The organism is Pseudomonadota bacterium, from assembly GCA_039815145.1.
Classification (GTDB): Bacteria; Pseudomonadota; Gammaproteobacteria; order Steroidobacterales; family JBCBZW01; genus JBCBZW01.
In genome coordinates this window covers 23,909-47,495 of record JBCBZW010000032.1, presented here as the reverse complement: position 1 = coordinate 47,495, position 23,587 = coordinate 23,909, and the positions used below count along the sequence as shown (strand labels likewise).

Here is a 23,587-nt window from a genome sequence, read left to right as displayed (position 1 = left end):
GTCGGCCCGGCATGTTCGAGTACGAGGTGGAGGCCGAGCTCGCGCACACCTTCCGCCGCGCGGGTGCGCGCACGTCCTATCCGCCGATCGTAGCGAGCGGCGCCAACGCGTGCATCCTGCACTACATCAAGAACGATCAAGCCTGTGAGGACGGCGACCTGCTGCTCATCGATGCAGGCTGCGAGATCGAGTGCTACGCCTCAGACATCACCCGCACTTTTCCGGTGAACGGTCGCTTCAGCGACGCCCAGCGGGCGATTTACGAACTCGTGCTGAAGGCTCAGTACGCGGCGATCGAGGCCGTGCAACCGGGCAACCACTGGAACGCTCCCCACGAGGCGGCCGTGAAGATCATCACCCGCGGCCTGGTGCGCCTGGGGTTGCTCAAGGGCGGCGTGCCCAAGCTCATCAAAGATATGGCCTACCGTCGCTTCTTCATGCACAAGACCGGTCATTGGCTCGGCATGGATGTGCACGACGTGGGCGATTACAAGGTGGGTGACGCCTGGCGCGAGTTCGAACCCGGCATGGTGCTCACGGTGGAGCCGGGCATCTACATCGCGCCTGGCAGCAAGGGCGTGCCGCGCAAGTGGTGGGGTATCGGTGTGCGCATCGAGGATGACGTGCTCGTCACTCGCACCGGCCAGGACGTGCTGAGCGCCTCCGTGCCCAAGGAGGTGGATGAGATCGAAGCGCTGATGGCAGACGGCGCCGACACCCTACCTCCTCCTGCGCGCGCCCGACGCTCTCGCCCCCGCCGCGCCGCAGGTGCGGCTCCTTGAACGCGCGCGACGCGCGCGCCTACGACGTGGTGATCGTCGGTGGCGGCGCCGTCGGCAGCGTCCTCGCTCTTGCCCTGGCCCCCCTCAATCTGCGAGTGGCCGTCGTGGAGGCCATGGCGCCGCCGCAGGAGCCCGCCGACAGGGCGCAGGGCGCCGTTCACGAAGCGCGCTGCACAGCGCTCGCCTTAGGTAGCCAGCGGATTCTCGAGACGCTCGGCGTCTGGCCCCAGCTGCAGTCGGCGGCCGTGCCCATCCGGCATATTCATGTCTCAGATCGCGGACAGTTCGGCAGCACTCGCCTGAACGCCGAGGCCGAAGGCGTCAACGCCTTCGGCCAGGTGGTGCACAACAGCGATCTTCAGCAGCGACTTTGGACGCGCATGAGCGCGTTGGGCCAACGCGACCAGGCGCCCGCCGCCGGTCAGTTGGACCTGTGGGCGCCGGCGCAGGTCACCGCGGCCCATGCGGATCTCGAGGCGGCGACGATTACCCTCGCGGTCGACGCTGAGGAGTCGCCCGTGCAGTTGCGGGCGCAACTGTTGGTGGCGGCCGATGGTGCGCGCTCGAGCGTGCGTCGGTTGCTGGGCGTTGGAGCGGATCTTCAGTCCTACCGGCAGCAGGCGATCGTCGCCAACGTCACCACCCAGCGTCCCCATGAGAACGTCGCCTACGAACGTTTCATTGGTAGCGGCCCCCTCGCCTTACTGCCGCTGACGGAGGGGCGCAGCAACGTGGTGTGGACCGTGTGGCGCGATGATGCGCCGCGCCTACTGGCGCTGGATGATGCTGAGTTTCTCGAAGCGCTTCAGGAGGCCTTCGGTTTTCGACTCGGTCGGTTAACCCACACCTCGCCGCGCGCCGCCTTTCCCCTGTGGCTGAGCCGTGCACGCGATGATCTGCTGCCGCCGCGCGTCGCCCTGGTCGGTAACGCAGCCACCGGCGTGCACCCGGTGGCCGGTCAAGGCCTCAACCTTGGGTTGCGCGATGCGGCGGGGCTGGCGGAGTTGATCGCCGACGCCTTGGCCGATGGCCTCATCGATGTGGGCGGCGGCGCGTTACTCGATGCGTTCCTGCGCTGGCGCGCGGAAGACCGCGGCCAGGTGAGCGCCTTTACCGACACGCTAGTGCGCTTGTTTACCCAACCTGCTGCACCGATCGGCATGGCGCGGGGCTTAGGTCTTCTGGCCCTGGATCTCATGCCGGGGGCGAAGTCGGCCTTCGCACGCAATGCGATGGGCATGGGCGGTAAGTCACCTCGCCTGGCCCGCGGCTTGCCCCTTACCAGCGCCGACGCAGCGCGCCGCTACCGGCGGTGCCTCATGAGTGCGTCGCCCGCGGTGGACTACGACGTGGTCATCGTCGGTGGTGGGTTGGTGGGGGCTTCCCTCGCCGCTCTGCTCGCGCACACCACCAAGCTCAGCGTGGCCGTGCTCGATCGGGCCCCGCCGCCGGCCGCGGCCTCGCCCTTGGCTGGGCCCGTGGGAGCGTTCGAGTTCGGTTTGCGCGTCTCCGCCATCTCCCACGCCACCTGGCGCCTGCTTGAACTCGTGCGCGCGCGACCTGATCCACGCTCGCTGATCGCCTACGAACGCATGGAAGTGTGGGAGGGGGCGAGCGCGCGTGAGGCGCGGATCGAGTTCGACTGCGCCCGCCTCGCTGAACCCTGCCTCGGCTACATCATCGACAATGCCGCCCTGCTCAGCGCGTTCTACGAGGTGTTACATAGCGAGCGCAACGTGAATCTGCTGGCGCCTACGGGTGTGGCAGGGATCGGGTCGGCGGCTACGCCGCGCGAGGCGATCGTCGTGCAGTTGGACGATGGACGGGCCCTGCGCGCCCGCCTGGTGGTCGGTGCCGACGGCGCTGAGTCGCGCGTGCGCAGTTTGGCGGGCATCCCCGCCCGTACCCATGAGTACCGTCAGGCAGGGGTCGTCGCGCACCTGCGGCCCGAGCGACCCCATGGCGCAACGGCGCGCCAGCGCTTCCTCGCCGATGGGCCTCTGGCGCTCCTCCCGCTCGCCGACGGTCGCGTCTCCATCGTGTGGTCGACCCGGCCGGAGCACGCGCACGAGCTTCAGTCCGAACTCTCACCCGACGCTTTCGAGCGAGCGGTCGAGGAGGCCAGTGAGGGCGTGCTCGGTCACCTCGAACTGACTAGTGCTCGCGCCTCGTTTCCCCTGCGGGTCATGCACGCCCGTCGCTACACCTCGCCGCGCGTGGCCCTGGTGGGTGACGCCGCACACGTGGTGCACCCGCTGGCCGGTCAGGGCGTGAACCTTGGGTTCCTCGACGCGGCCGCCCTCGCCGGCACCCTGGCGGAGGCCGCCGAACGCGGCGAGGAGATCGGCGATCACTACGTGCTCGAGCGCTACGAACGCGCCCGCAAGGGCGAGAACCTCGCGACGGCCGCCGCCCTGGATGGCCTGAAGCGGTTGTTCGCCTCCCGCCACCCGCTCGTGGACACCCTGCGGCGCACGGGTCTCGCGGCCGTGGATCGTCTCGATCCGGTGAAGTCCGTGCTGGCCCGGCGTGCGATGGGGATCAGTGGCAACGTGCCACCGCTGCTCGCCCGACGGCCCCCGGGCTGAAAAGAAGACTTGAGGAGATCATCCGTGAACAGCATCCCAGGCTACGCGCTAGATCGCTGGATCGCCCCGGGCGATAGCGCCCGTGCGGTGCTGGACGCCACCACCGGTGAACCCGTCGGTCAGGTCTCGAGCGACGGCCTCGACTTTGCGGCCATGCTCGAGCATGCCCGCAGTGTCGGCGGCCCCGCCCTGCGGCGCATGACCTTCCACCAGCGCGCGTTGATGGTGAAGGCGATGGCTAAGCACCTCAACGAGCGCAAGGAGGGGCTGTACACCCTGTCCGCTTCCACCGGTGCCACACGCAAGGACTCCTGGGTCGACATCGACGGTGGCATCACCACCGCCTTCGTTTACGCCAGCAAGGCGCGGCGTGAACTCCCCGACGAACCCTTCTTCGTGGACGGCCCCACGGAGGTGCTCTCCCGCGAGGGCACCTTTCTCGGCCGCCACATCTGTGTGCCCCTCGAGGGCGCAGCCATCCACATCAACGCCTTCAACTTCCCCGTGTGGGGGCTGCTGGAGAAGCTAGCGCCAGCGTTGATCGCCGGTATGCCGGTGATCGCCAAGCCCGCGACGCAGACCTGCTACCTCACCCAGGTGCTGGTCGCCCAGATCATCGACTCCGGCCTGCTACCACCGGGCGCCCTGCAGTTGATCTGCGGCAGCGCCGGGGACTTGCTCGACCACGTGACCTGCCAGGACGTGGTGGCGTTCACGGGCTCCGCGGCCACGGGCATGATGCTCAAGCAACGACCGGCGATCGTGAACAACGCCGTACGCTTCACCATGGAAGCCGATTCCTTGAACTGCTCCGTGCTGGGGCCGGACGCGGGCCCTGGCACGCCCGAGTTCGACCTTTACGTGAAGGAGCTCGTGCGGGAGATGACCACCAAGGCCGGGCAGAAGTGCACGGCCACCCGGCGCGCCATCGTGCCCGCTGCCCACTGCCAGGCAGTGGTGGAGGCGGTGCAGGCACGCCTGGCGAAGACCGTGCTCGGCGACCCGCGCCTGGATGCCGTGCGCATGGGGCCCCTGGTCAGCTTGGATCAACGCCGCGAGGTGCATGAGCGCATCGGTGAGTTGGCGCGCGAAGGTGAGGTGGTGCTTGGCGGCCAATCGCTGCCGACGCGATTGGAAGGCGCGGACCCAGCACGCGGCGCCTTCGTCGCCCCCACCTTGCTCTATTGTCCAAAGCCTCTGCAGGGCGAGGCCGTGCACAGCGTCGAGGCCTTCGGTCCGGTCAGCACCTTGATGCCCTACGACTCGGTGGACGATGCCATCGCGTTGGCGGCCAAGGGCGGCGGCAGCCTGGTCGGGTCGCTGTTCACGCACGATCGGGAGGTGGCGGCGGACATCGTTCTTGGCATGGCGGCGTGGCACGGCCGGGTCTACGTGGTCGATCGCGACAGCGCCAAGGAGGCCACGGGCCACGGCTCCCCCCTGCCGCACCTGATCCACGGCGGCCCTGGGCGAGCGGGCGGCGGGGAGGAACTAGGCGGCATGCGGGGCGTGCTGCATTACCTGCAGCGCGCGGCCGTGCAGGGCTCGCCGGACGTGCTCAGCGCCGTGTGCCGTCGTTACGTACGTGGCGCCGCCACCCATCAGGATAGCGAGGGTCTTCACCCCTTCCGCAAGCGCTTCGAAGCGCTACGTGTCGGCGAGTCCCTGGTGGTCGGCCCGCGCAAGATCACCGAACAGGACGTGGAGGCTTTCGCCGCCCTGAGCGGCGATCGCTTCTACGCGCATATGGACAGCGACGCGGCCAAGGCGAACCCCTTCTTCGACGAACGCGTCGCCCACGGCTACTTCCTCGTCTCCGCGGCCGCCGGCATGTTCGTCGATCCGGCGCCCGGGCCGGTGCTGGCCAACTACGGCCTCGAGGATCTCAGGTTTCTCACCCCGGTGTACTTCGGCGATGAGATCACCGTGCACTTCACCTGCGAGCAGAAGACCATGCGCTACGGCCAAGGCTATGGCGAGGTGCGCTGGGCGGTGGACCTGCGCAATCAGCACGGCGAGATCGCCGCCAGCTACACGGTGCTGACGCTGGTGGACAGCGAGCAGCCAGCGGCCCACTAGGCCTGGGCCCTCCAGTCGAGCGGCGCCGTCGGATCTACGCCCTCGGCGAATGGGCGGCCGCGCTCCACGTTGGTGAGGCGGTAGACCAGACCGATCCAGTTGTCCATGATCGCTTCCGCCGTGTCGTGCCAGCTGTTGTGCAGGGCGGGCACCAGTAGCGCCTCGGGGAAGCTCTCCAGGCCAACGTTCGTCGTAGGTGTCGCCAGACGTCGTTGGTACTCGAGCAGGATGGCGCGGCTGCGCGGGGAGAAGTAGCGCTCGGGGAAGGGCGGTGGATCGGATCGTTCCTTCGCCACCCAGCGCGCGACTTCGCGACGATACTCCTTGAGCAGGGTGATCGCGTCGTACTCCGGATGCCCCTGGAAGCAGACCTGACGAATGCCATCGCCGCTCACGGCGAGGTGCACCTCACCCTCCTCACTCGCCGCCAACACCGCCATGCCGTGGGCTTCGAAGGTGTCCCGCGAGATGTGATTCCAGCGCGAGTGGGGGACATCGAAGCGTGTGTTGACGCCACTCACCAAGGGGTGTGTGCGGTCGCTGACCGTGTGCGAGTACACCCCCCAACGCTTGAAGCCCAGGGGCTGGCGCACCTCGCCGTGCGCGTGCTGGAGCAGCGCGTGGGTGGCGAGGCACGAGCAGAGGGTCGAGGTGACGTGTTGCAAGGCCCAGTCGAACACCGCCGTGAGTTCAGCCCAGAACGGTTCCTTGGAGAGATCGCGTCTCGTCGCGTTGGCACCGGTGATGATCAGCGCGTCGAGGCCCGCCTCGGCCATCGTATCGAAGTGGGCGTAGTGGGCCTCGATGTGCGCTTTGGCGCGGGGGCTGCGCTCGACGCTCTCCAGGGTGAACGGGTGCAGGTAGAACTGAGCGATCTGGTTGGCTTCCCCGATCAGGCGCAGGAACTGGCGCTCGGTGGCCTCCAGGGCTGCATCGGGCATGAGATTGAGCAGGCCAATGTGCAGCTCGCGGATGTCCTGCTGTTCCGCCTGCGCCCGCGAGACCACGGTGACGCCCTCGCGCGCGAGGCGGGCGAAGGTGGGTAGGGGATTATGGGAGACCAGGGGCATGGCGTCGGTCGCTCGCTCAAGCGCGGTCCAGGAGGTCTGCGACGAGATCGACGAAGTCGTCCGCGCTCTGCACCTCAGCCAGCTGGGCGGCCTCCAAGGTGTAGCCGTAGCGTGCGGCGATCGCCTCGTAGCGTGGCACCCGGGCCTCGAACAGGCGTGGGAAGATCCAGCGAACGAAATCATCAGGATCGATCAGCGCGACGTACTCCAACTGGCGCTCACCCATGTACTCGGCGAGCTGTTCATCGAGGAACGCCTCGCGATAGAACATCGGCTTCGGACTCGCCACGGCTCGCTGTACAAGTGCCTGGCTGTCGGCTTGCGAGGCACGGATGTAGATCACCAGGGTGTGTTCGGCCAACACCTCCATCACCCGCGGGTCGTCCAGCTCACAGAGGCTGCCCCCGGCGTCGTTGACGAAGTGCTGGTAGCCGTAGATCGCCTGGGCGCGTTCGATGAACTGCGGCACGTCGAGCATGGCGGCCACCTCGGCTTGCTCGTGCAGGCGCTGACGCCGCTTGAACTCCACCAGGTCGAGGCCGCCGTGTTCCGGGTCGCCGAGCTTGCCGAGGAAGGTGGACAGGGGCGCCAGGTTGTCGATGCTGATGTTGTTCTCCACGTAGATGGAGTCCGAGCGCAGGAGGTCGTGCACGAAGGGCACGGTCATCAACTGGCGTTTGATGTTGTCCAGGATGGGCTCCCCGAGGTAGCGCGTGCCGATGCGATAGTCGCCCGAGTAGTGAAACCAATCCTGGTGGCGCAGGCGCGAAGCCAGGCGCGTCTTGCCCACGCCGGACATGCCTAGCAGCGTGATCGCCCGCGAGGGCAGGTGGCGAAACTCCTTACCGGTGAGGCGCATTCAGGGGCGCTCCAGGAGGCTGGCGACGCCTTGGCCGACGCCGACGCACATGGTGGCGAGGGCCCGGGTGGCTTCGCCGCGTTGGATCGAGTGCGCCGCCGTGGCCACCAGCCGTGCGCCGGTCATCCCCAGGGGATGGCCGAGGGCGATGGCGCCGCCGTTCGGGTTCACGCGTGGATCGTTGTCGTCGACACCCAGTTCGCGTAGGACGGCGAGGCCTTGGGCGGCGAAGGCTTCGTTCAGTTCGATCATGTCGACGCCGTCCAGTGGCTGGTCCAGGCGGGTGAGCAAGCGGCGCGTGGCGGGCACGGGGCCGAGGCCCATGACCCGTGGTTCGATGCCCGCGCTGGCCGCCCCGGCGAAGCGTGCCATGGGGGTGAGGTCGTGCTCGCGGACCGCCTCTTCGCTGGCGAGGAGCACGGCGCAGGCGCCGTCGTTCACGCCGGAAGCGTTGCCCGCCGTCACCGTGCCGTTCGCGCGGAAGGGCGTCTTCAGGCGGGCCAAGGCTTCCAGGGTGGTGTCGGCACGAGGATGCTCGTCGCGCGTCACCCGCAGCGGATCGCCCTTGCGCTGGGGAATCTCGACCGGGGTGATCTCCGCCGCCAGGCGACCGCTCGCCTGCGCCTGCGCCGCGCGTTGCTGAGAGCGCAGGGCGAACGCGTCCTGATCCTCGCGCGACACCTGACACTGCTCGGCCACGTTCTCACCGGTCTCGGGCATCGAGTCGATGCCGTACTCGCGTTGGATGCGAGGATTGACGAAGCGCCAACCGATGGTGGTGTCGAAGATCTCGGCACGGCGGCTGAAGGCAGCATCCGCCTTAGGCATGACCAGGGGCGCGCGGGACATGGACTCGACGCCACCGGCGATGGCCAGTCGCGCCTCGCCGCAGGCGATCGTGCGAGCCGCCATCGCGACCGCGTCCATGCCCGAGGCGCAGAGGCGATTGACGGTGATGGCCGGCACGCTCGGGGGGAGCCCCGCGAGCAGGCTCGCCATCCTCGCGACGTTACGGTTGTCCTCGCCGGCCTGGTTGGCGCAGCCGTAGACCAGCTCGTCGATGCGCTCGGGGTCGACCGCCGCCGCCTGGCGCTGCATCAACGCGCGCAAGGGGATCGCGGCAAGGTCGTCTGCGCGAACGTGAGCGAGGGCGCCGCCGAAGCGACCGATGGGCGTACGCACGGCGTCGCAAATGTACACGGGTTGCATCGTCTCTCCGGGGTGGCTTTCGGGGCTTCGCCTGCGCACGAACCCTGTCGCCCGCAGCGCATCACCGGCCCTCTCGCTGGCTGATTTTGTCACGTTTTCCGAAGGCTAGCGCAGGGCGCGGGAGCGGCGCGGGCGCAGGCTGGTGAGCGCCTCGGGGGATCGGCTATGATCCGCGCCAGTCGCGTCGGGGCGGCGCTTAACCTTTGGAGATCTAGTGTCTCACTTGACCGCACTGGCAAGCGCCCACGAGCGCGCCGGGGCTCGCCTGGTTACCTTCGCCGGCTGGCAGCTGCCCGTGCAGTACAGTTCGGCGCTCGACGAGCACCGCGCCGTGCGCAACGACGCGGGCATGTTCGACGTCTCCCACATGATGATCACCGACTTCGCCGGCGCTGGCGCAAGCGCCTGGCTGCGCGCTCTGCTGTGCAGCGATGTGGCCAAGTTGGACGGCCCTGGCGCCGGCCGCTACACGTGCGCGCTCAACACCGAGGGCGGCGTGATCGACGATCTCATCGTCTTTCGGCGCGACGACCAGGCGGGCGAACCCGCCTACCGCATCGTCAGTAATGCGGGCACGCGCGAGCGGGTCACGGGTTGGTTCGAAGCGCGCCTGCAGGCGTGGGACGGCCCGCCGCTCACGCGTATGCAGCGCGACGACCTCTCCATGATCGCGGTGCAAGGCCCGCAGGCGGTGGGGCGCATCATGCCCGTGTTGGCGGCCACGCTAGGTAGCACCGACATCGAAGCGCTCAGCACCCTGCCGCGCTTTCATGCCGTTGAGGTGGGCGAGACCTTCATCTCCCGTACCGGGTACACGGGCGAGGACGGTGTGGAGATCTGCTTGCCCCACGCGCAGGTGGAGGCGCTCTGGGATCGCTTGCAGCAGGAGGCGCAGGTCGCCCCCTGCGGGCTTGCCGCCCGCGATGTGCTGCGTCTCGAGGCGGGCTTGAACCTCCACGGCAGCGACATGGACGAGACCACCCGCCCGCAAGAGGTCGGCCTGCGATGGCTGCTCGACCTGGATGACGCGCAGCGGGAGTTCGTCGGTCGGGTGGCGGTCGATGCTGAGCGAGGCGCCGCGCCCGCGCGCTTCCTGCGACGAGGCCTGCGCCTGATCGATAAGGGCGTGCCCCGGGCGGATTGCGAGGTGCTCGCCGGCGCAGACGCCGACAGTGCCAGCGTCGTCGGCACCATCACTAGCGGCAGTTTTTCCACCAGCCTGGGCCACGGTGTTGCCCTCTGGCGCATGCGGAGCGATGCTCGCGAGCAAGTGGAGGCGGGAAGCCTTTTCGTTCAGATTCGCCAACGGCGCGTGCGGGCAGAACTGGCCGCGCCGCCGTTCGTGAGGGCTGGCGCCTGAGCGCCGGATGACCAGGCTCGGTACAGGGGAGAAAGATAATGAGCAATGTACCTGGCGATCTGCGTTACACAGAGAGTCATGAGTGGATTCGCGCCGAGGACGACGGCACGCTGGTGATGGGCATCACCGAGCACGCACAAGCCGAGCTCGGCGAGTTGGTGTTCGTCGATCTGCCCGAGGCAGGTCAGGAAGTCTCCCAAGGCGATGCCTTGGCCGTAGTCGAATCAACGAAAGCCGCTTCCGACGTCTACAGTCCGGTGGCGGGCGAACTGGTAGCGGTGAACACCGCCCTCGACGACTCCCCGGACCTCGTCAATCAGCACCCGTACGACGACGGCTGGATCTTGCGCTTGCGACCGAGCGATGATGCGTGGGCCGAGCGCATGCTCGACGCCGAGGCCTATCGCGCGCTGATCAGCGACTGACCGCGCGGCGATCTGGGACACTACGACCTTCTCTCACTTCAGGAGCTTCCTGACGATGGCAACGATTACCCTCCACGGCAACGAGATTCACACCAACGGGGAGCTCCCGAAGGTGGGCGCCGCCGCGCCTGACTTCACGCTGACGGACAAGAACCTCGCCGACGTGGGCCTCAACGAATTCGAAGGCCGTCGCAAGCTGCTGAACATTTTCCCGAGCGTCGATACGCCGGTCTGCGCCCTGTCCACGCGTCGCTTCAACGAGTACGCCAAGGACCACGCGGACACGGTGATGCTCATGATCTCGGCCGACCTGCCCTTCGCCCAGTCGCGCTTCTGCGGTGCGGAGGGGCTGGAGAACGTGTTGGCGCTCTCGACCATGCGCAACCAGGAATTCGCCAGTGACTACGGCGTGCTGATCGAGGATGGCCCCCTGGCCGGTCTCACGGCGCGCGCTGTGGTGGTGCTGGATGAGAACAACACGGTCGTGCACACCCAGCTGGTCACCGAGATCGGCGACGAGCCCGACTACGAGGCAGCCATAAAAGCCCTCGGCTAGGCGCGCCTCGGCGCGTCGCGGCCCCCCGCGACGCGCCCGCATGCCTGCCGCGCTCAGGTCACGGCAGCTCGCGGGCGATTGCAGTAGACTCCGCCGCTTGGACCCGATCCGAGCGGCTGCGCTGGCCCTCGCCCAGCTCTCGTGTCGTCGTGTCCCCACCCGCCCCTGTCATGGCCGACAGGCGGCCGCTTCCACTTCGACGGAGAAACTGAGCGCATGACAGCACTGATCTGCGGGTCCCTGGCCGTCGACAACATCATGGTGTTCCCGGGCCGCTTCAAGGATCACATCCTGCCCGACAAGATCCATATGCTGAACGTGGCGTTTCTGGTGCCGGAGTTGCGCCGCGAGTTCGGCGGCTGCGCGGGCAACATCGCCTATAACCTCAAGCTCTTAGGTGGCGACGGCGTACCGATGGGCACCGTGGGTAGGGACTTCGCCCCCTACGCCGACTGGTTCGCCAGCCAGGGCATCGACGCTCGCTACGTGCGCGCCTACGACGATCAGTTCACGGCTCAGGCGTACATCACGACTGATCTCGACGACAACCAGATCACGGCCTTCCACCCCGGCGCCATGGCCAACGCTCACGAGCAAGCGGTGCCGAGCGACGCCGGGATCTCCATCGGCATCGTCTCGCCGGACGGTAAGGACGGCATGGGCAGCCACGCGCGAGAGTTCGCGGCCGCCGGCATCCCCTTCATCTTCGATCCCGGCCAGGCCCTGCCCCAATTCGAGGGGCCGGAGCTGCTGGAGATGGTGGAGCTCGCCACTTGGCTCACGGTGAACGATTACGAAATGCAGCTCGTCAGCGAGCGCACGGGTCTCGAGCCGAGTGCCCTGGCGCAGCGGGTGAGCGCCCTGATCGTCACCCGCGGCGGCGAGGGCTCGCAGATCCACAGCGACGGGAAGATCACCGAGATTCCCGCCGCACCGGTCGGCGGTCTCGCGGACCCGACCGGCTGCGGCGACGCTTACCGGGCGGGGCTGCTCTACGGCCTCATGAATGAGCTCGGGTGGGAGGTGACCGGTCGCCTCGCCTCGCTCATGGGCGCGGTGAAAATCGAGTCTCACGGCACCCAGAATCACCGTCCGGACCGCGACGAGCTGGCCCGGCGCTACCAGGAGAGTTTCGGCTCCGCCGCACCCTGGTAGGCAACCCGAGCGAACCTTCCTGATCCATGCCTGCCAAACAGCAGGACACGTCGATGCCGAGATCGCCCATGCAGCTCTACCGCCCAAGCCTTTTCACCGCCCTCGCCCTCCTGGCGGGCGCGATCGGGACCTCCGCCGACTGCGCGCTCGCGCAGCAGGCCCAGCCGGCCCCAGCGCCGCCCCCTTCGTGGAGCGAGACCCTGGAGCGCGTCTCCAGTGGTGTGGTGTCGATTCGGGTGGACGGCACGCGCGCCTTCGATACGGAATGGAACCAATCGACCCAGGCCACGGGCTTCGTGGTAGACGCCGAGCGCGGCCTGGTCCTCACCAACCGCCACGTGGTCATGCCGGGGCCGGTGGTGGCGCAGGGCGTATTCGTCAATAACGAGGAAGTCGAGCTGGTGCCCGTGTACCGCGATCCCGTGCACGACTTCGGCTTCTACCGCTACGACCCGGCCGCCCTGCGCTACATCCAGCCGCCCACCCTCGAGCTGCACCCGGAAGGTGCTCAGGTGGGGCGCGACGTACGGGTCATCGGCAACGACGCGGGTGAGCAGCTCTCGATCCTGGCGGGCACGATCGCCAAGCTCGATCGCGCCGCGCCCACCTACGGCAAGAACAAGTACAACGACTTCAACACCTTTTACTTCCAGGCCGCGTCCAGCACCTCCGGGGGGTCCTCCGGTTCGCCGGTGATCGACATCGACGGGCGGGTCGTCGCCCTCAACGCCGGCGCCAACAACAACGCGGCGTCGAGTTTCTTCCTGCCCTTGGACCGCGTTCACCGCGCCCTGCGCTTGATCCAGCAGGAGTCTAAGGTGGCCCGAGGAAGCTTGCTCACGATCTTCAAGCACAAGCCCTTCGACGAGCTCCGTCGCCTAGGGCTTTCATCAGGTACAGAAGCCTCCGTGCGGGCGGCCTTCCCGCAAGGCACCGGCATGCTGGTGGTGGACGAGGTGTTGCCCCAGGGCCCCGGCGATGGGGTGTTGGAGCCCGGCGACATCTTGGTGAGCGTCGATCACGTGTTGGTCAATCGCTTCGTGCCCCTCGAGGAGCGCCTGGACGCCAGCGTCGGCGAGGAAGTGTCCCTTCTGATCCGTCGCGGCGAGCAGGACCTGCGGGTGGCGGTCACGGCCGCCGATTTGCACGGGGTGACGCCCGCCTCGCTCATCGAGGTGGGCGGCGCCATCGTGCACGACCTGTCCTACCAGCAGGCGCGGCACCTGAACGTGCCCGTGCGCGGTACCTACGTGGCATCGCCCGGGTATCTCTTGAGCGTGGCGGGCATTCCCCGCGGCGCGGTGATCACCGAGCTCAACGGCCGCGACGCCAGTTCCCTCGGGGCCTTCGAGGCCCGCCTCGCGGAAGTGCCCGACGGGCAGCCCCTGCGCATTCGCTACTTCACGGAAGCCGATCCTCGTCGGTCGACCTTGCGCGTGGTGAACATGAATCGCGCCTGGTTCCCGAACCGCGCCTGCGAGCGCGACGATTTCCTCGGCTACTGGCCCTGCCGCGCGCTGGATCCCGGCCCGCCGGCGGTGGCGCCGACCGCGGCGAGCACGCGCTTCGCCAAGGTGGGGGACCCGCGCGCCGATTACCTGGCGCCCTCGCTGGTCATGGTCAACTATGACATGCCCTACACCGTCTCCGGTGTGGCCGATCTCCACTACCACGGCACGGGCGTCATCGTGGACGCGCAGCGCGGCTTGGTGGTGGTCGACCGCAACACGGTGCCGGTGGCGATGGGGGATGTTCGCATGACCTTCGCAGGCTCCCTGGAGGTGCCCGCGGAAGTCGTCTACGTCCACCCCCTGCACAACCTGACGCTGCTGCACTACGACCCCGCCCTGATCGGCGACACGCCGACCCGCGCCGCCACCTTCAGCACCCTGCGACCTAAGGCGGGTGATAGGGCCTGGGTGGTGGGTTTGCGGTCCGATCATAAGATCGTCTCCCAGGGCACTATCGTGGCGTCCGTGGATGCGGCGGAGTTCCCGCTTTCGCGGAGCTTCCGCTTCCGCGACTCGAACCTCGAGACGATCTCCGTGGTCAACGCACCGCCCGTTGACGGCGTGCTGGCCAACGATAAGGGCGCGGTGCTGGCCACCTGGTCCAGCTTCGCCTACCAGGACGGGCGCCAAGTGGTGCAGGTCACCCGCGGCATGCCGATCGACATCGTGGCCGATATGGTCAATGCGGTTCGCGAGGAGCAGCCTCTGCGTTCGCTCGAAGCGGAGCTGTGGCCGATCCCGATGGCGGCGGCGCGCCAACTGGGGCTTCCCGATGACTACATCGCGTGGCTCGAGGGACCCGACGGACCCGCGATTCCCCAGGTGCTCAAGGTGATGCGCCTGGTGGCGGGGTCGCCCGCTGCGCAGCTGTTGGAGACGGGGGATCTGCTGCTCGCCGTCGACGGCAAGCCGGTGGCCAACTTCCGCGATGTCGAAGGCAGCACCACGGCCCCGCAGGTCACCCTGACGGTGCTGCGCGATGGGGCGATGCGCAACATCAACGTGCAGACCGTGCCGCTCAGCGGCCGCGGCGTGGACCGCGCGGTGGTGTGGGCGGGCGCTTTGCTGCAGGCACCGCACCGAGCGCTCGCGGCGCAGCGCGGCATCGAACCCTACGGGGCTTATGTAGCGTACTTCGCGTACGGCTCACCGGCGAGCCGCCACGGCCTGTGGGCCGGGCGTCGCGTGGTGGAGGTGGACGGGGAGCCGATCCCCGACCTCGACGCCTTCGTGGCCGCGGTGTCGGGCCGTCGTGATCGCGACTCCCTGCGCCTGAAAACCGTCGGTTGGAACGGGGCGAGCGACGTGATTACGTTGAATCTGGACCTCAAGTACTGGCCCGCCTACGAGTTGCGCCGGGGTCCCGACGGCTGGCAGCGCCAGCCCATCGATTCGGTGGCGGAACCTGGTGTCGTGGCTGGGGAGATGTCGCCCACCCCGGACACCCGCGTGCGCGGCCTGAAATAGGCTGCGCGGGCCCCGTCGGCGGCCCGAAACCCCCTCCGTATGCTACCCTCTGCGGCCTGCCGCGCCGGGCTGTACCCAGCGGCAGTCCTGCCGTAACCGTCGTCCGGCTTCAATGACGTCGGCTGCTGAGCGCGCGCCGCAAAGACCCCAAGATCGGGCGTGCGCGATCGGAGGACTCCCCATGGAGCTCAAGAGCAAACTCGACACCCTGCGCGCGGGCCCCGGCCGGCGTCAGACCGTCGGCCTCAACGACGAGGTCATCGCCCGCTTCGCCGCTGACGATGCGCGCCTGGAAGCGGCCGTGGATGCCGCCCTGTCGGCCCGCGAATGCTGGCTGTCGGCCTACCCCGGCCTGTTCGACCTCGATGAGGCCGCGCAGATAGAGCGCATGCACGAGCAGGTGGCCTGCTTCTACCCCTCGGGCACGGTCAACCCGTACGTGGCGCTAGGCGCCCGCGGTCCCTGGATCGTGACCAGCATGGGCGCCGTGCTCTACGACTGCGGTGGCTATGGCATGCTCGGCGCGGGCCACGCCCCCGAGCACGTGCTGAAGGTGCTGAGCGCACCTCACGTCATGGCTAACGTGATGACCCCGAGCCCGAGCCAGATGCGTCTGATCGAACTCCTGCGCAAGGAGATCGGCCATCGCCGTGCCGATGGCTGCCCCTTCGAGAGCTTCCTGTTCCTGAACTCAGGCTCCGAGTCGATGAGCGTGGGCGCGCGCATCGCCGACATGAACGCCAAGGCCATGACCGACGCCGGCGGGCGCCACGCAGGTAAGCCGATTCGTTCCCTCAGCTTGACGAAGAGCTTTCACGGCCGCACCGATCGGCCCGCCCAGTTCTCCGACTCCACCCGCGATACCTATGAGAAGCACTTGGCCAGCTACCGCAAGCTGGACTCGTTGCTGACGGTAGAACCTAACAACGTCAATGATCTGCGTGCGATGTTCCGCCGCGCCGACGAGGAGGGCTTCTTCATCGAGGCCCTGTTCATGGAGCCCGTGATGGGCGAGGGCAACCCGGGCATGTCCATCACGCCCGAGTTCTACCGCGCGGCCCGTGAGCTCACGCTGGCCCACGGCAGCCTGCTGCTGGTCGATTCGATCCAGGCAGGCCTGCGCGTCCAAGGCTGCCTCTCCATCGTCGACTACCCGGGCTTTGAGAACGAGCAGGCACCGGATCTCGAGACCTACTCGAAAGCGCTCAACGCCGGTCAATTCCCCCTGTCCGTGCTCGCCTTCAACGAGCGCGCCCGACAGATCCAACGCCCGGGCATCTACGGCAACACCATGACCACTAACCCGAAGGCGATGGACGTGGCCTCGGCGGTGCTCACGAGCGTCACGGACGAGCTGCGCGCGAACATCCGTGAGCGCGGCAAGGAAGCCGTGGCCTTGCTGGAGGCGCTGCGCGCCGAGCTCGGCCCTGAGCTGGTGACCGGGGTGCAGGGCACGGGGCTGCTGTTCAGCCTCGAGCTGTCGGATCAGTTCAAGTGCTACGGCCACGACAGCACGGAAGAGTACCTGCGCCTGAACGGCGTCAACGTGATCCACGGCGGGCGTAACAGCCTGCGTTTCACGCCGCAGTTCAGCGTGACCAGCGAAGAGCTCAAGCTGGTCGTCGCGGCCACCCGCGATGCGTTGCTGAACGGTCCTCGAATCAGCGAAGACGAGGCGCGCGTCGCCGTCGGCTGAGTCTGCGTCGGCGCATGGCGGCGGCTACCCTGGCGGTAGCCGCCGCGTCCCTCGGCCGCAAACCGAGGCGCGTTTCCTGCTGCGCTCAACAAAGTTCTGACGCTCCGCGGATCTGATGGACTGGTCTCGCGCGGTATAGTTTTCGGCGGACCCCCTGATGCCTTGGAGAGATTCTCATGGAACGGTTTTTCGTCACCCTCGTGGTCGCCGCGCTCTGCACGCTAACGAGCCCGTTGGCGTTGGCCGAGGACGCCACGTCTGTCGCTGAGCCTGGCTCGGATCCGCTCGGGTTGATGATCGCCCAGATCAAATCCTGGGGCGGCGGCAGCGGTCCTCGCCAGCGCGACTGCCAGCGTGTGTGTGAGAACACGCAGGTGAATTGCCAGCGCGGGTGCTTCGGCCTGGCCGAGACCGATGCCCAGAACAGTTGTTCCCGCCAGTGCCTGGTGACCTATCTCGGATGTGCCGAAGGCTGCCTCCCCGGGTCGACGGGCGGCGCCGCCAACAAGGCCAAGAGCGAGGACGGCGAGGCCAGTAGCGGTTCGTCCTCCGGCTGAGCCCTCCGCCCGCGAGTCCCAGGGCAGGACTCGTGGTCGCCTTCGCTGCTCAGGGCTAGCGCACCGACACAGATGATCACACCAACGTTTCGCCCGGCGCGCCCAGCGCGCCGGCACGCTGGTGTAGACTGCTCGCCATCATTCCACTGACTGCGCGACCCGCCACCGCCTTGCAGCTCGCCCTAATCCTCTCGCTCCATCAAGCGCTCGACGAAGATCGCGGCACGCCTCACGAGGAGCGCCTGCAGCGTGACCGAGAAATCGGTCGTGGCGGTGAGGATGGCACGCCGCTCGGGCGTGTCATGCATTGGTGGAGCAGCGTCGGGTCGCAGCTTCTGCAGGCTGAGGGCGCGGAGTCGGGCGCGCGCATCGACGGTGCCCTGCGGGTGGCGGTGACGGCGCTGACGGCGCTCGGATTCGCCCTGGGGCTCGGTGTTGCCGGTGCCGCCTTCGCTTACCATGGCCGTTACCCAGTAAATCTGTTCGCTCTGCTCGGGGTGCTCGTGGTGGTGCCCTGGCTGCCCTTCATCGCCACAGCGGTGTTGCTGCTGCCCCTGCCGGGCGTGCGGCGGCTACGCGAAGGCTTGGCCACCTTCAGTCCCGGACGCTGGCTCGCCGGCTTCCTGCACAAGCGCCTCAATGTGGACTTCCTGCGCTGGCGCGGCGGCAACACACCGCCGGCGCGCGTGGCCCAGCTCGAAGCGTTGCGCCTGTCCCTGTGGATGGGGGTCGGGTTCTTTTGCGGTGCCCTCGTCCTGGCGCTGCTGTTAGTCGCCTTCACCGATCTCGCCTTCGGCTGGAGCACGACGCTGGAGGTGGACGCTTCCCTCGTCCATGGCCTGGTCAGCGGCGTGTCCCTGCCCTGGCGCGGCTGGTTGCCCGTGGCGGCGCCGGATGCCGAACTGGTTGCCCTGTCCCAGTACTTTCGCCTGGAGAACGCGGCGCCGCCCGATGTCTCGCGCCTCGGCGAATGGTGGCCCTTCGTCTGCATGATGCTGCTGGTCTACGGCCTGGCGCCACGCGCCCTGCTGCTGGCCTGGGTGTCCTGGCGTCGCCACGGTGCCTACGAGGCCCTGCTCCTCGATCATCCTCAGGTGCGCGCGCTCCTCGACCGCATGAGTTCACCGCTCGTGGTGCACGAGTCGTCCGCCGCCGGTGAGCAAGCGACCTTGCCGACCGCGCCGGACGCCGGGGTGAGGCTCACCGCTGGCGGTGCCAACGTGCTGCTGTGGAACAGCCCGATGGAGGCTGCACAGTGCGTCAGTTGGCTGCGCGGGCAGTTCGCCATCGAGGCTGGGGCGGTGCTGGAAGTCGGCTCCCACCAGAGTGGGCAAGCGTTGGATCAAGCCTTGGCCGGTCTGGAGGACGCCAAGCAGCGTCTGGTACTGGTCACCAAGGGCTGGGAGCCGCCCCTACTCGAGTTCCTGGACTTGATCGATGATCTGCGCTCGCTGCTCGGTGCCGACGTCTCGATCACCGTGGTGCCGGTGGACACGAGCGGGCAAGCGGTGGAGGCGGGCGAACGAGATGTGTGGGCGGTCACGCTGGCTCAGCGCAGCGATCCCGCCCTGTACGTGGTGGAGGCGACGAACTCGTGAGCGACCAGCCTTCCAACGCGCCCACCTTCGCCGTGGTCGGTCAACCTAACAAGGGTAAAAGCAGCATCGTCGCCACCCTGGCGGAGGACGCGCAGATCGCCATCGCGCCGACGCCGCGAACGACGCGCCGAGCTGAACGCTACGTGCTCACGGTTGACGGTGAGGCCCTCTACGCCCTGGTCGACACGCCGGGCTTTCAGCGCGCTCGCGCCGCCCTCGATTGGCTGGAGTCCGAGCCGGTGCCGGCCCATGAACGGCCGGCCCGCGTGGCCGACTTCGTCAAGGCGCATCGGGGCGATGACAAGTTCATCGACGAGTGTGAACTGCTCCACCCCATCCTAGAGGGCGGGGGCATCCTCTACGTCGTCGATGGTGCCAAACCCTTCGGCCTCGAGTACGAGGTGGAGATGCAGGTGCTGCGCTGGACCGGTCAGCCGCGCATGGCACTCATCAATCGTATCGGTGAAGGCGACCACGTGGCCGAGTGGCGCGACGCCCTCGGCCAGTACTTCTCGATCGTGCGCGAGTTCAACGCCGTGCACGCCGACTTCGACAAGCGCATCGCCCTGCTCGACGCCTTCGCCGCCCTCGACGAGCGCGTGAGCCCACGTCTGACGCGCGCGGTTCAGGTGCTGCAGCAAGATCGTCAGCGTCGGCGCGAGCGCAGCGCCGAGTCGATCGCCGATCTCCTGACGGCTGCGCTGCGTGCCTCCTGCAGCACGCGCCTCAACGAGGAACGAGACCGCGATCGTCTGGCCGGGAAGCTGCGCAACCGGCTCATGAATGATCTGCGGGATCTGGAGCAACAGTGCCGGGATCAGGTGCAGGCGCACTACCAGCACCAGTCTCTGGAGCGCGCAGAATCGCAGACGAGCGTGGGCGACGGTGACCTGTTCACCACCGATAACTGGGAGATCTTCGGCCTCTCGCGCGAGCAGTTGCTCTGGACCGGTGCCGTCTCCGGCGCCGTGGCCGGCGGTGGCGTGGATCTCATGCTCGGCGGGGCTTCCCTGCTCATGGGCGCGGCCATCGGCGCCGTCGTCGGCAGCACGGGGGCGTGGTTCGCAGGCGATGAGCTCGCCAAAGTGAAGGTGCTCGGGCAGTCGCTCGGGGGACGCATGCTGCAGGTGGGGCCGGTAAGCGCCGTGAACTTCCCCTGGGTGCTCCTCGGCCGGGCCTGGATTCACCACCACCTGGTGGAGGAGCGCAATCACGCGCGACGCGAGGCTCTGGAACTTACCGTGGCCGACGGCACGGCACTCATGGACCAGGTGCCGCAAGGCCTGCGGCGTGAGTTCGTGGTGCTGTTCAAGCGCCTGCGCAACGATGACGACGTGCGACCCGCGCTGGTCGAGGCGGTCTCGAAGTTGCTCGAACTCGAGGCCACCGTCGCGGACTGACCCGCGGCAGGCGCTGGCCCTATGAGCGTTCGCTCACTGCTCGCTGTCTTCGCACTGCTGCTACTGGCCGTGGTGCCGCCTGCCATCGCGGCGGAGCCCTCTCGGACCGCCGTCGAGGTGCATGGTGCACTGGCGGTCGAGGACGGGCGTGTGGTGGATGCGCGCGGGCGGGTCTGGTCCGTCGCCGGCCCGAGCCTGTTTTGGGGCAACGCCGGTTGGGGTGACCGCGCGGCGAACGAGCCCGCGAACTACTTCAACGCGGAGGTGGTCAGCTTCGTTCAGCGCGAGTGGAACGCCGCGATCATCCGCATTCCCATGGGCGCCGAAACCCCGGGGGGCTACCTGGAGGACCCGGCCGGCCGTTGGCAACGCATCCAAGCAGTTGCCGACGCGGCCATCCGCGAGGGCATGTACTTCATCGTCGATTGGCACAGCCACCACGCTGAAGATCACCCCGACGCCGCCGTCGCCTTCTTCGAACGAGTGGCGCGCCGCTACGGCGATACCCCCAACCTCATCTACGAGATCTACAACGAACCGCTGCAGGACACGGACTGGTCCAGCACCATCAAGCCCTACGCCGAGCGCGTTATCGGCGCCATTCGTCGGATCGATCCGGACAACCTCATCATCGTGGGAACGCAGACCTGGTCGCAGGACGTGGACAAGGCCGCGGACGACCCCATCCTCGGCTTCGACAACATCGCCTACACGCTGCACTTCTACGCCGGCTCCCACGGCGAGTCCTTGCGCGCGAAGGCCCGCTACGCCCTCGAGCGCAAGCTACCGATCGTCGTGACCGAATGGGGCGCGGTGAACGCCACGGGCGATGGCGCCGTCGACCACGAGGCGACCGCGCGCTGGGTGGCGTTCATGCGCGAATACGAGCTCACCCACTGCAACTGGTCGTTGCACAGCAAGCGGGAGGGTGCGTCGATGTTGACGATGTCGGCGTCACCGCGGGCGGATTGGGACGATCGAAGCTTTACCGAATCTGGCCGTTTGGTGAGTGAGATCATTCGTAACTGGCATGCCAGCGACTACGCCGGGCGAGCAGAGTAAGGATGCCGGTTGCTGCTGTTGGCGGCCGAGGCGGGCGCAACAGACTGTCCCGCCGTCGACGCTCGAGCCGTTGACCGCCACGACTAGGCACCGTCGCGCAGGCGGGCGACACAGGCGTCCAGGGCGTCGATGGGGGGCGAGCACTGGCTCCCCTCACACACGTAGGCCACCACGCCGCTGGCGGGAGCGTTTCTGGCGGCGAGGCCTTCGGGCAGACCCTGCGCATCCCCCGGGATCGCGTACACGTTACAGTCGATCAGTCCGCCCGCTTCAGGTCCCCGCGCCAGGCGGCCCTGCCAGGCGCCGAGCACGGTCGCGTTGCCCCGCAGTACGACCACCGGTGCAGGTTCCAGTTGGTCCCGTAGGGCGGTGAGCAGCCCCGAGCAGGCCTGCGGATGGGTATTGAGGCGTTGCCAACCGGCTCGCAGTGTCCGCTCCGCTGCCTCCAGGTAGTCGGGGCGACCCAGCAGACTCCCTAGGCGGGTGAGTACGGACGCTGCCATGCCGTTGCCCGACGGCGTCGAGTCGTCCTCGAAGGGCTTCGGTCGGTGTACCAGCGCCTCGTGGTCGTGGGCGGTGAAGAAGAAGCCGCCGCCGTCGCCATCCTCGTAGTGGCTGAGGAGCGTGTCCGCCAGGACGATGGCGAAGTCCAGATCCTCCTGGCGCCAGCGCACCTGGAGCAGGGCGAGGAGGCCGTCGATGAGGAAGACGTAGTCGTCGAGGTAGGCGCGCAGGCGGGGGCCAGATTCGGCGGTGTAGACGGCGTGCAGGCGACCGTCCTGCCACAGCTGCGTGCGCAGAAAGTCCACGGCCGCCGTGGCGGAGCGGGCGAAGGCGTCCTCGCCCGTGTGATGGGCAGCGCGCGCCATGCCAGCGATGGTCAGGCCGTTCCAGCCGGTGAGCACCTTGTCGTCGAGGCCGGGATTCGGCCGTTCGCTGCGGGCGCTCAGCAGGGTGGAGCGGCCGGCGGCCAGGTGTCGGGCCACGTCGTCCGCGCCGATGGCGAGGGACTCGGCGATCTCCTGCGGATGGGCCACCATGGTCAAGTGCCACTTATCCGTGAAGTTAGGCGAGCGGTCGAGGCCGTAGGTGCGGGCGAGCACCTGCCAGGTGCTGTCGTTGCCGATCAGGCGCTTCACCTGCGCCGCTTCCCAGAGGTAGAAGGCGCCTTCGTCGCCCTCCGTGTCCGCGTCTAGAGCCGAGTAGTAGCCGCCGTGTTCGCCCTGGAGCTGGTCGATGATGAAGGCGCCGGTCTCGCGTGCCATGTAGTCGAAGCGCTCGTCGTCCGCGGCGCGAGCGGCGCGGGCGTAGAGGCCGAGCAGCCCGGCGTTGTCGTAGAGCATCTTCTCGAAGTGAGGGATGGTCCAGGTGTCGTCCGTGGCGTAGCGGAAGAAGCCGCCGGCGAGGTGGTCGTAGAGCCCCCCGAGGCCCATGCGCTCCAGGGTGTAGAGCACTTGATGGCGCAGCTCCGAGTCTTCCTTGCCGCGGCGGCGGTCGGCGACCCACTGGTCGAACAGGAGGGTCAGCATGTGCGTGTGGGGGAACTTGGGTGCGCGGCCGAAGCCGCCGTGCTCGCCGTCGAAGTTCGAGCGGATGGCGTCGAGGCCGGCGCGTAGCGGTGAGATCGAGAGGTGGTCGGGGCGCGCGTCCGGCGCCGTGCTGGCGTCGAGCTGTGCCAGGGCGGCGATGATGGAAGCCCCCTCGCGCTCCACCTCATCGGCGCGTTCGGCATGGAACTTGGCCACGCGCTCGAGTACGTCGGGGAATCCCGGCAGCCCCTGGCGCGGGCGGGGCGGGAAGTAGGTGCCGCCGAAAAAGGGAATCTGCCGCTGGGGGGTCAGGAACATGGTGAGCGGCCAGCCGCCCGGGTGTTGCTGAATGAGCAGGTGTGCCTTCTGATAGATCTGGTCGAGGTCTGGCCGTTCCTCCCGATCCACCTTGATGTTCACGAACAAGGCGTTCATCTGTTCGGCGATCTGCGCGTCTTCAAAGCACTCGTGGGCCATGACGTGGCACCAGTGGCAGGCGGAGTAGCCGATCGAGAGCAGGATCGGTTTTCCCGACTCGCGGGCCAGGTCCAAGGCCTCGGCATCCCAGGGCTGCCAGTGCACGGGGTTGTCTGCGTGCTGGCGCAGGTAGGGGCTGGACTCGTCGGCGAGGCGGTTGCGGGGCGTGCGGCTCATCGGGGCTCCGGGGGGGGGGGCGGGTGCTTC

17 protein-coding genes are annotated in these 23,587 nt (G+C 68.0%); 13 read left to right on the top strand and 4 right to left on the bottom strand.

What is annotated here, in order from left to right:
* The 3 genes from AAF184_10680 to paaZ all read left to right on the top strand — a co-directional run.
* Positions 1-782, top strand: a 782-nt coding sequence (locus AAF184_10680) for a M24B family metallopeptidase (GenBank protein ID MEO0422792.1), incomplete at its 5' end; no start/stop codon positions are given.
* On the top strand, positions 779-3,370 hold the full coding sequence (gene ubiH, locus AAF184_10675; GenBank protein MEO0422791.1) for a 2-octaprenyl-6-methoxyphenyl hydroxylase: 2,592 nt from the start codon (positions 779-781) through the stop codon (positions 3,368-3,370). The genes AAF184_10680 and ubiH, both read left to right, overlap by 4 nt.
* Before the next feature lie 33 nt (positions 3,371-3,403).
* Complete coding sequence (paaZ, locus tag AAF184_10670) at positions 3,404-5,449, top strand: phenylacetic acid degradation bifunctional protein PaaZ (GenBank protein ID MEO0422790.1); 2,046 nt, start codon at positions 3,404-3,406, stop codon at positions 5,447-5,449.
* On the opposite strand, the gene AAF184_10665 is transcribed toward paaZ, so the two are convergent.
* From AAF184_10665 to pcaF, 3 genes are read right to left on the bottom strand one after another with little or no spacing between them, the layout of a single operon-like run.
* A complete protein-coding gene (locus tag AAF184_10665; GenBank protein ID MEO0422789.1) occupies positions 5,446-6,519 on the bottom strand; it encodes a homoserine O-succinyltransferase in 1,074 nt (357 codons plus the stop codon). The two genes, paaZ and AAF184_10665, sit on opposite strands and share 4 nt — an antisense overlap.
* A gap of 16 nt (positions 6,520-6,535) precedes the next feature.
* Positions 6,536-7,378 (bottom strand): ATPase, encoded by an 843-nt coding sequence (locus AAF184_10660; protein MEO0422788.1) that lies wholly within the window; start codon positions 7,376-7,378, stop codon positions 6,536-6,538.
* Positions 7,379-8,587: a 3-oxoadipyl-CoA thiolase gene (gene pcaF, locus AAF184_10655; GenBank protein MEO0422787.1), complete on the bottom strand. Its 1,209-nt coding sequence runs from the start codon at positions 8,585-8,587 to the stop codon at positions 7,379-7,381. It abuts the gene before it with no gap.
* A 214-nt stretch (positions 8,588-8,801) separates the two neighbouring features.
* On the opposite strand from pcaF, the gene gcvT reads away from it, so the two are divergent.
* The 10 genes from gcvT to AAF184_10605 all read left to right on the top strand — a co-directional run bounded on the left by gcvT (position 8,802) and on the right by AAF184_10605 (position 21,374).
* On the top strand, positions 8,802-9,947 hold the full coding sequence (gene gcvT, locus AAF184_10650; protein ID MEO0422786.1) for a glycine cleavage system aminomethyltransferase GcvT: 1,146 nt from the start codon (positions 8,802-8,804) through the stop codon (positions 9,945-9,947).
* A gap of 38 nt (positions 9,948-9,985) precedes the next feature.
* Positions 9,986-10,372 (top strand): glycine cleavage system protein GcvH, encoded by a 387-nt coding sequence (gene gcvH, locus AAF184_10645; protein MEO0422785.1) that lies wholly within the window; start codon positions 9,986-9,988, stop codon positions 10,370-10,372.
* Between the two features lie 55 nt (positions 10,373-10,427).
* Complete coding sequence (gene tpx / locus AAF184_10640; GenBank protein MEO0422784.1) at positions 10,428-10,928, top strand: thiol peroxidase; 501 nt, start codon at positions 10,428-10,430, stop codon at positions 10,926-10,928.
* A gap of 216 nt (positions 10,929-11,144) precedes the next feature.
* A complete protein-coding gene (locus AAF184_10635; protein ID MEO0422783.1) occupies positions 11,145-12,083 on the top strand; it encodes a carbohydrate kinase family protein in 939 nt (312 codons plus the stop codon).
* A gap of 53 nt (positions 12,084-12,136) precedes the next feature.
* Positions 12,137-15,061: a trypsin-like peptidase domain-containing protein gene (locus AAF184_10630; protein MEO0422782.1), complete on the top strand. Its 2,925-nt coding sequence runs from the start codon at positions 12,137-12,139 to the stop codon at positions 15,059-15,061.
* A 181-nt stretch (positions 15,062-15,242) separates the two neighbouring features.
* Complete coding sequence (locus AAF184_10625) at positions 15,243-16,757, top strand: aminotransferase class III-fold pyridoxal phosphate-dependent enzyme (GenBank protein ID MEO0422781.1); 1,515 nt, start codon at positions 15,243-15,245, stop codon at positions 16,755-16,757.
* A gap of 176 nt (positions 16,758-16,933) precedes the next feature.
* Positions 16,934-17,314: a hypothetical protein gene (locus tag AAF184_10620; GenBank protein ID MEO0422780.1), complete on the top strand. Its 381-nt coding sequence runs from the start codon at positions 16,934-16,936 to the stop codon at positions 17,312-17,314.
* A gap of 170 nt (positions 17,315-17,484) precedes the next feature.
* Complete coding sequence (locus tag AAF184_10615) at positions 17,485-18,912, top strand: DUF2868 domain-containing protein (protein MEO0422779.1); 1,428 nt, start codon at positions 17,485-17,487, stop codon at positions 18,910-18,912.
* Positions 18,909-20,312 carry a GTPase/DUF3482 domain-containing protein gene (locus tag AAF184_10610; protein ID MEO0422778.1) on the top strand — a complete coding sequence of 468 codons (1,404 nt, stop codon included), beginning with the start codon at positions 18,909-18,911 and terminating at the stop codon, positions 20,310-20,312. The genes AAF184_10615 and AAF184_10610 overlap by 4 nt, the downstream gene beginning before the upstream one ends.
* Before the next feature lie 21 nt (positions 20,313-20,333).
* Positions 20,334-21,374, top strand: a complete 1,041-nt coding sequence (locus AAF184_10605) for a glycoside hydrolase family 5 protein (protein ID MEO0422777.1) — start codon at positions 20,334-20,336, stop codon at positions 21,372-21,374.
* Between the two features lie 83 nt (positions 21,375-21,457).
* On the opposite strand, the gene AAF184_10600 is transcribed toward AAF184_10605, so the two are convergent.
* On the bottom strand, positions 21,458-23,557 hold the full coding sequence (locus tag AAF184_10600; protein MEO0422776.1) for a thioredoxin domain-containing protein: 2,100 nt from the start codon (positions 23,555-23,557) through the stop codon (positions 21,458-21,460).
* Positions 23,558-23,587 lie beyond the last annotated feature (30 nt).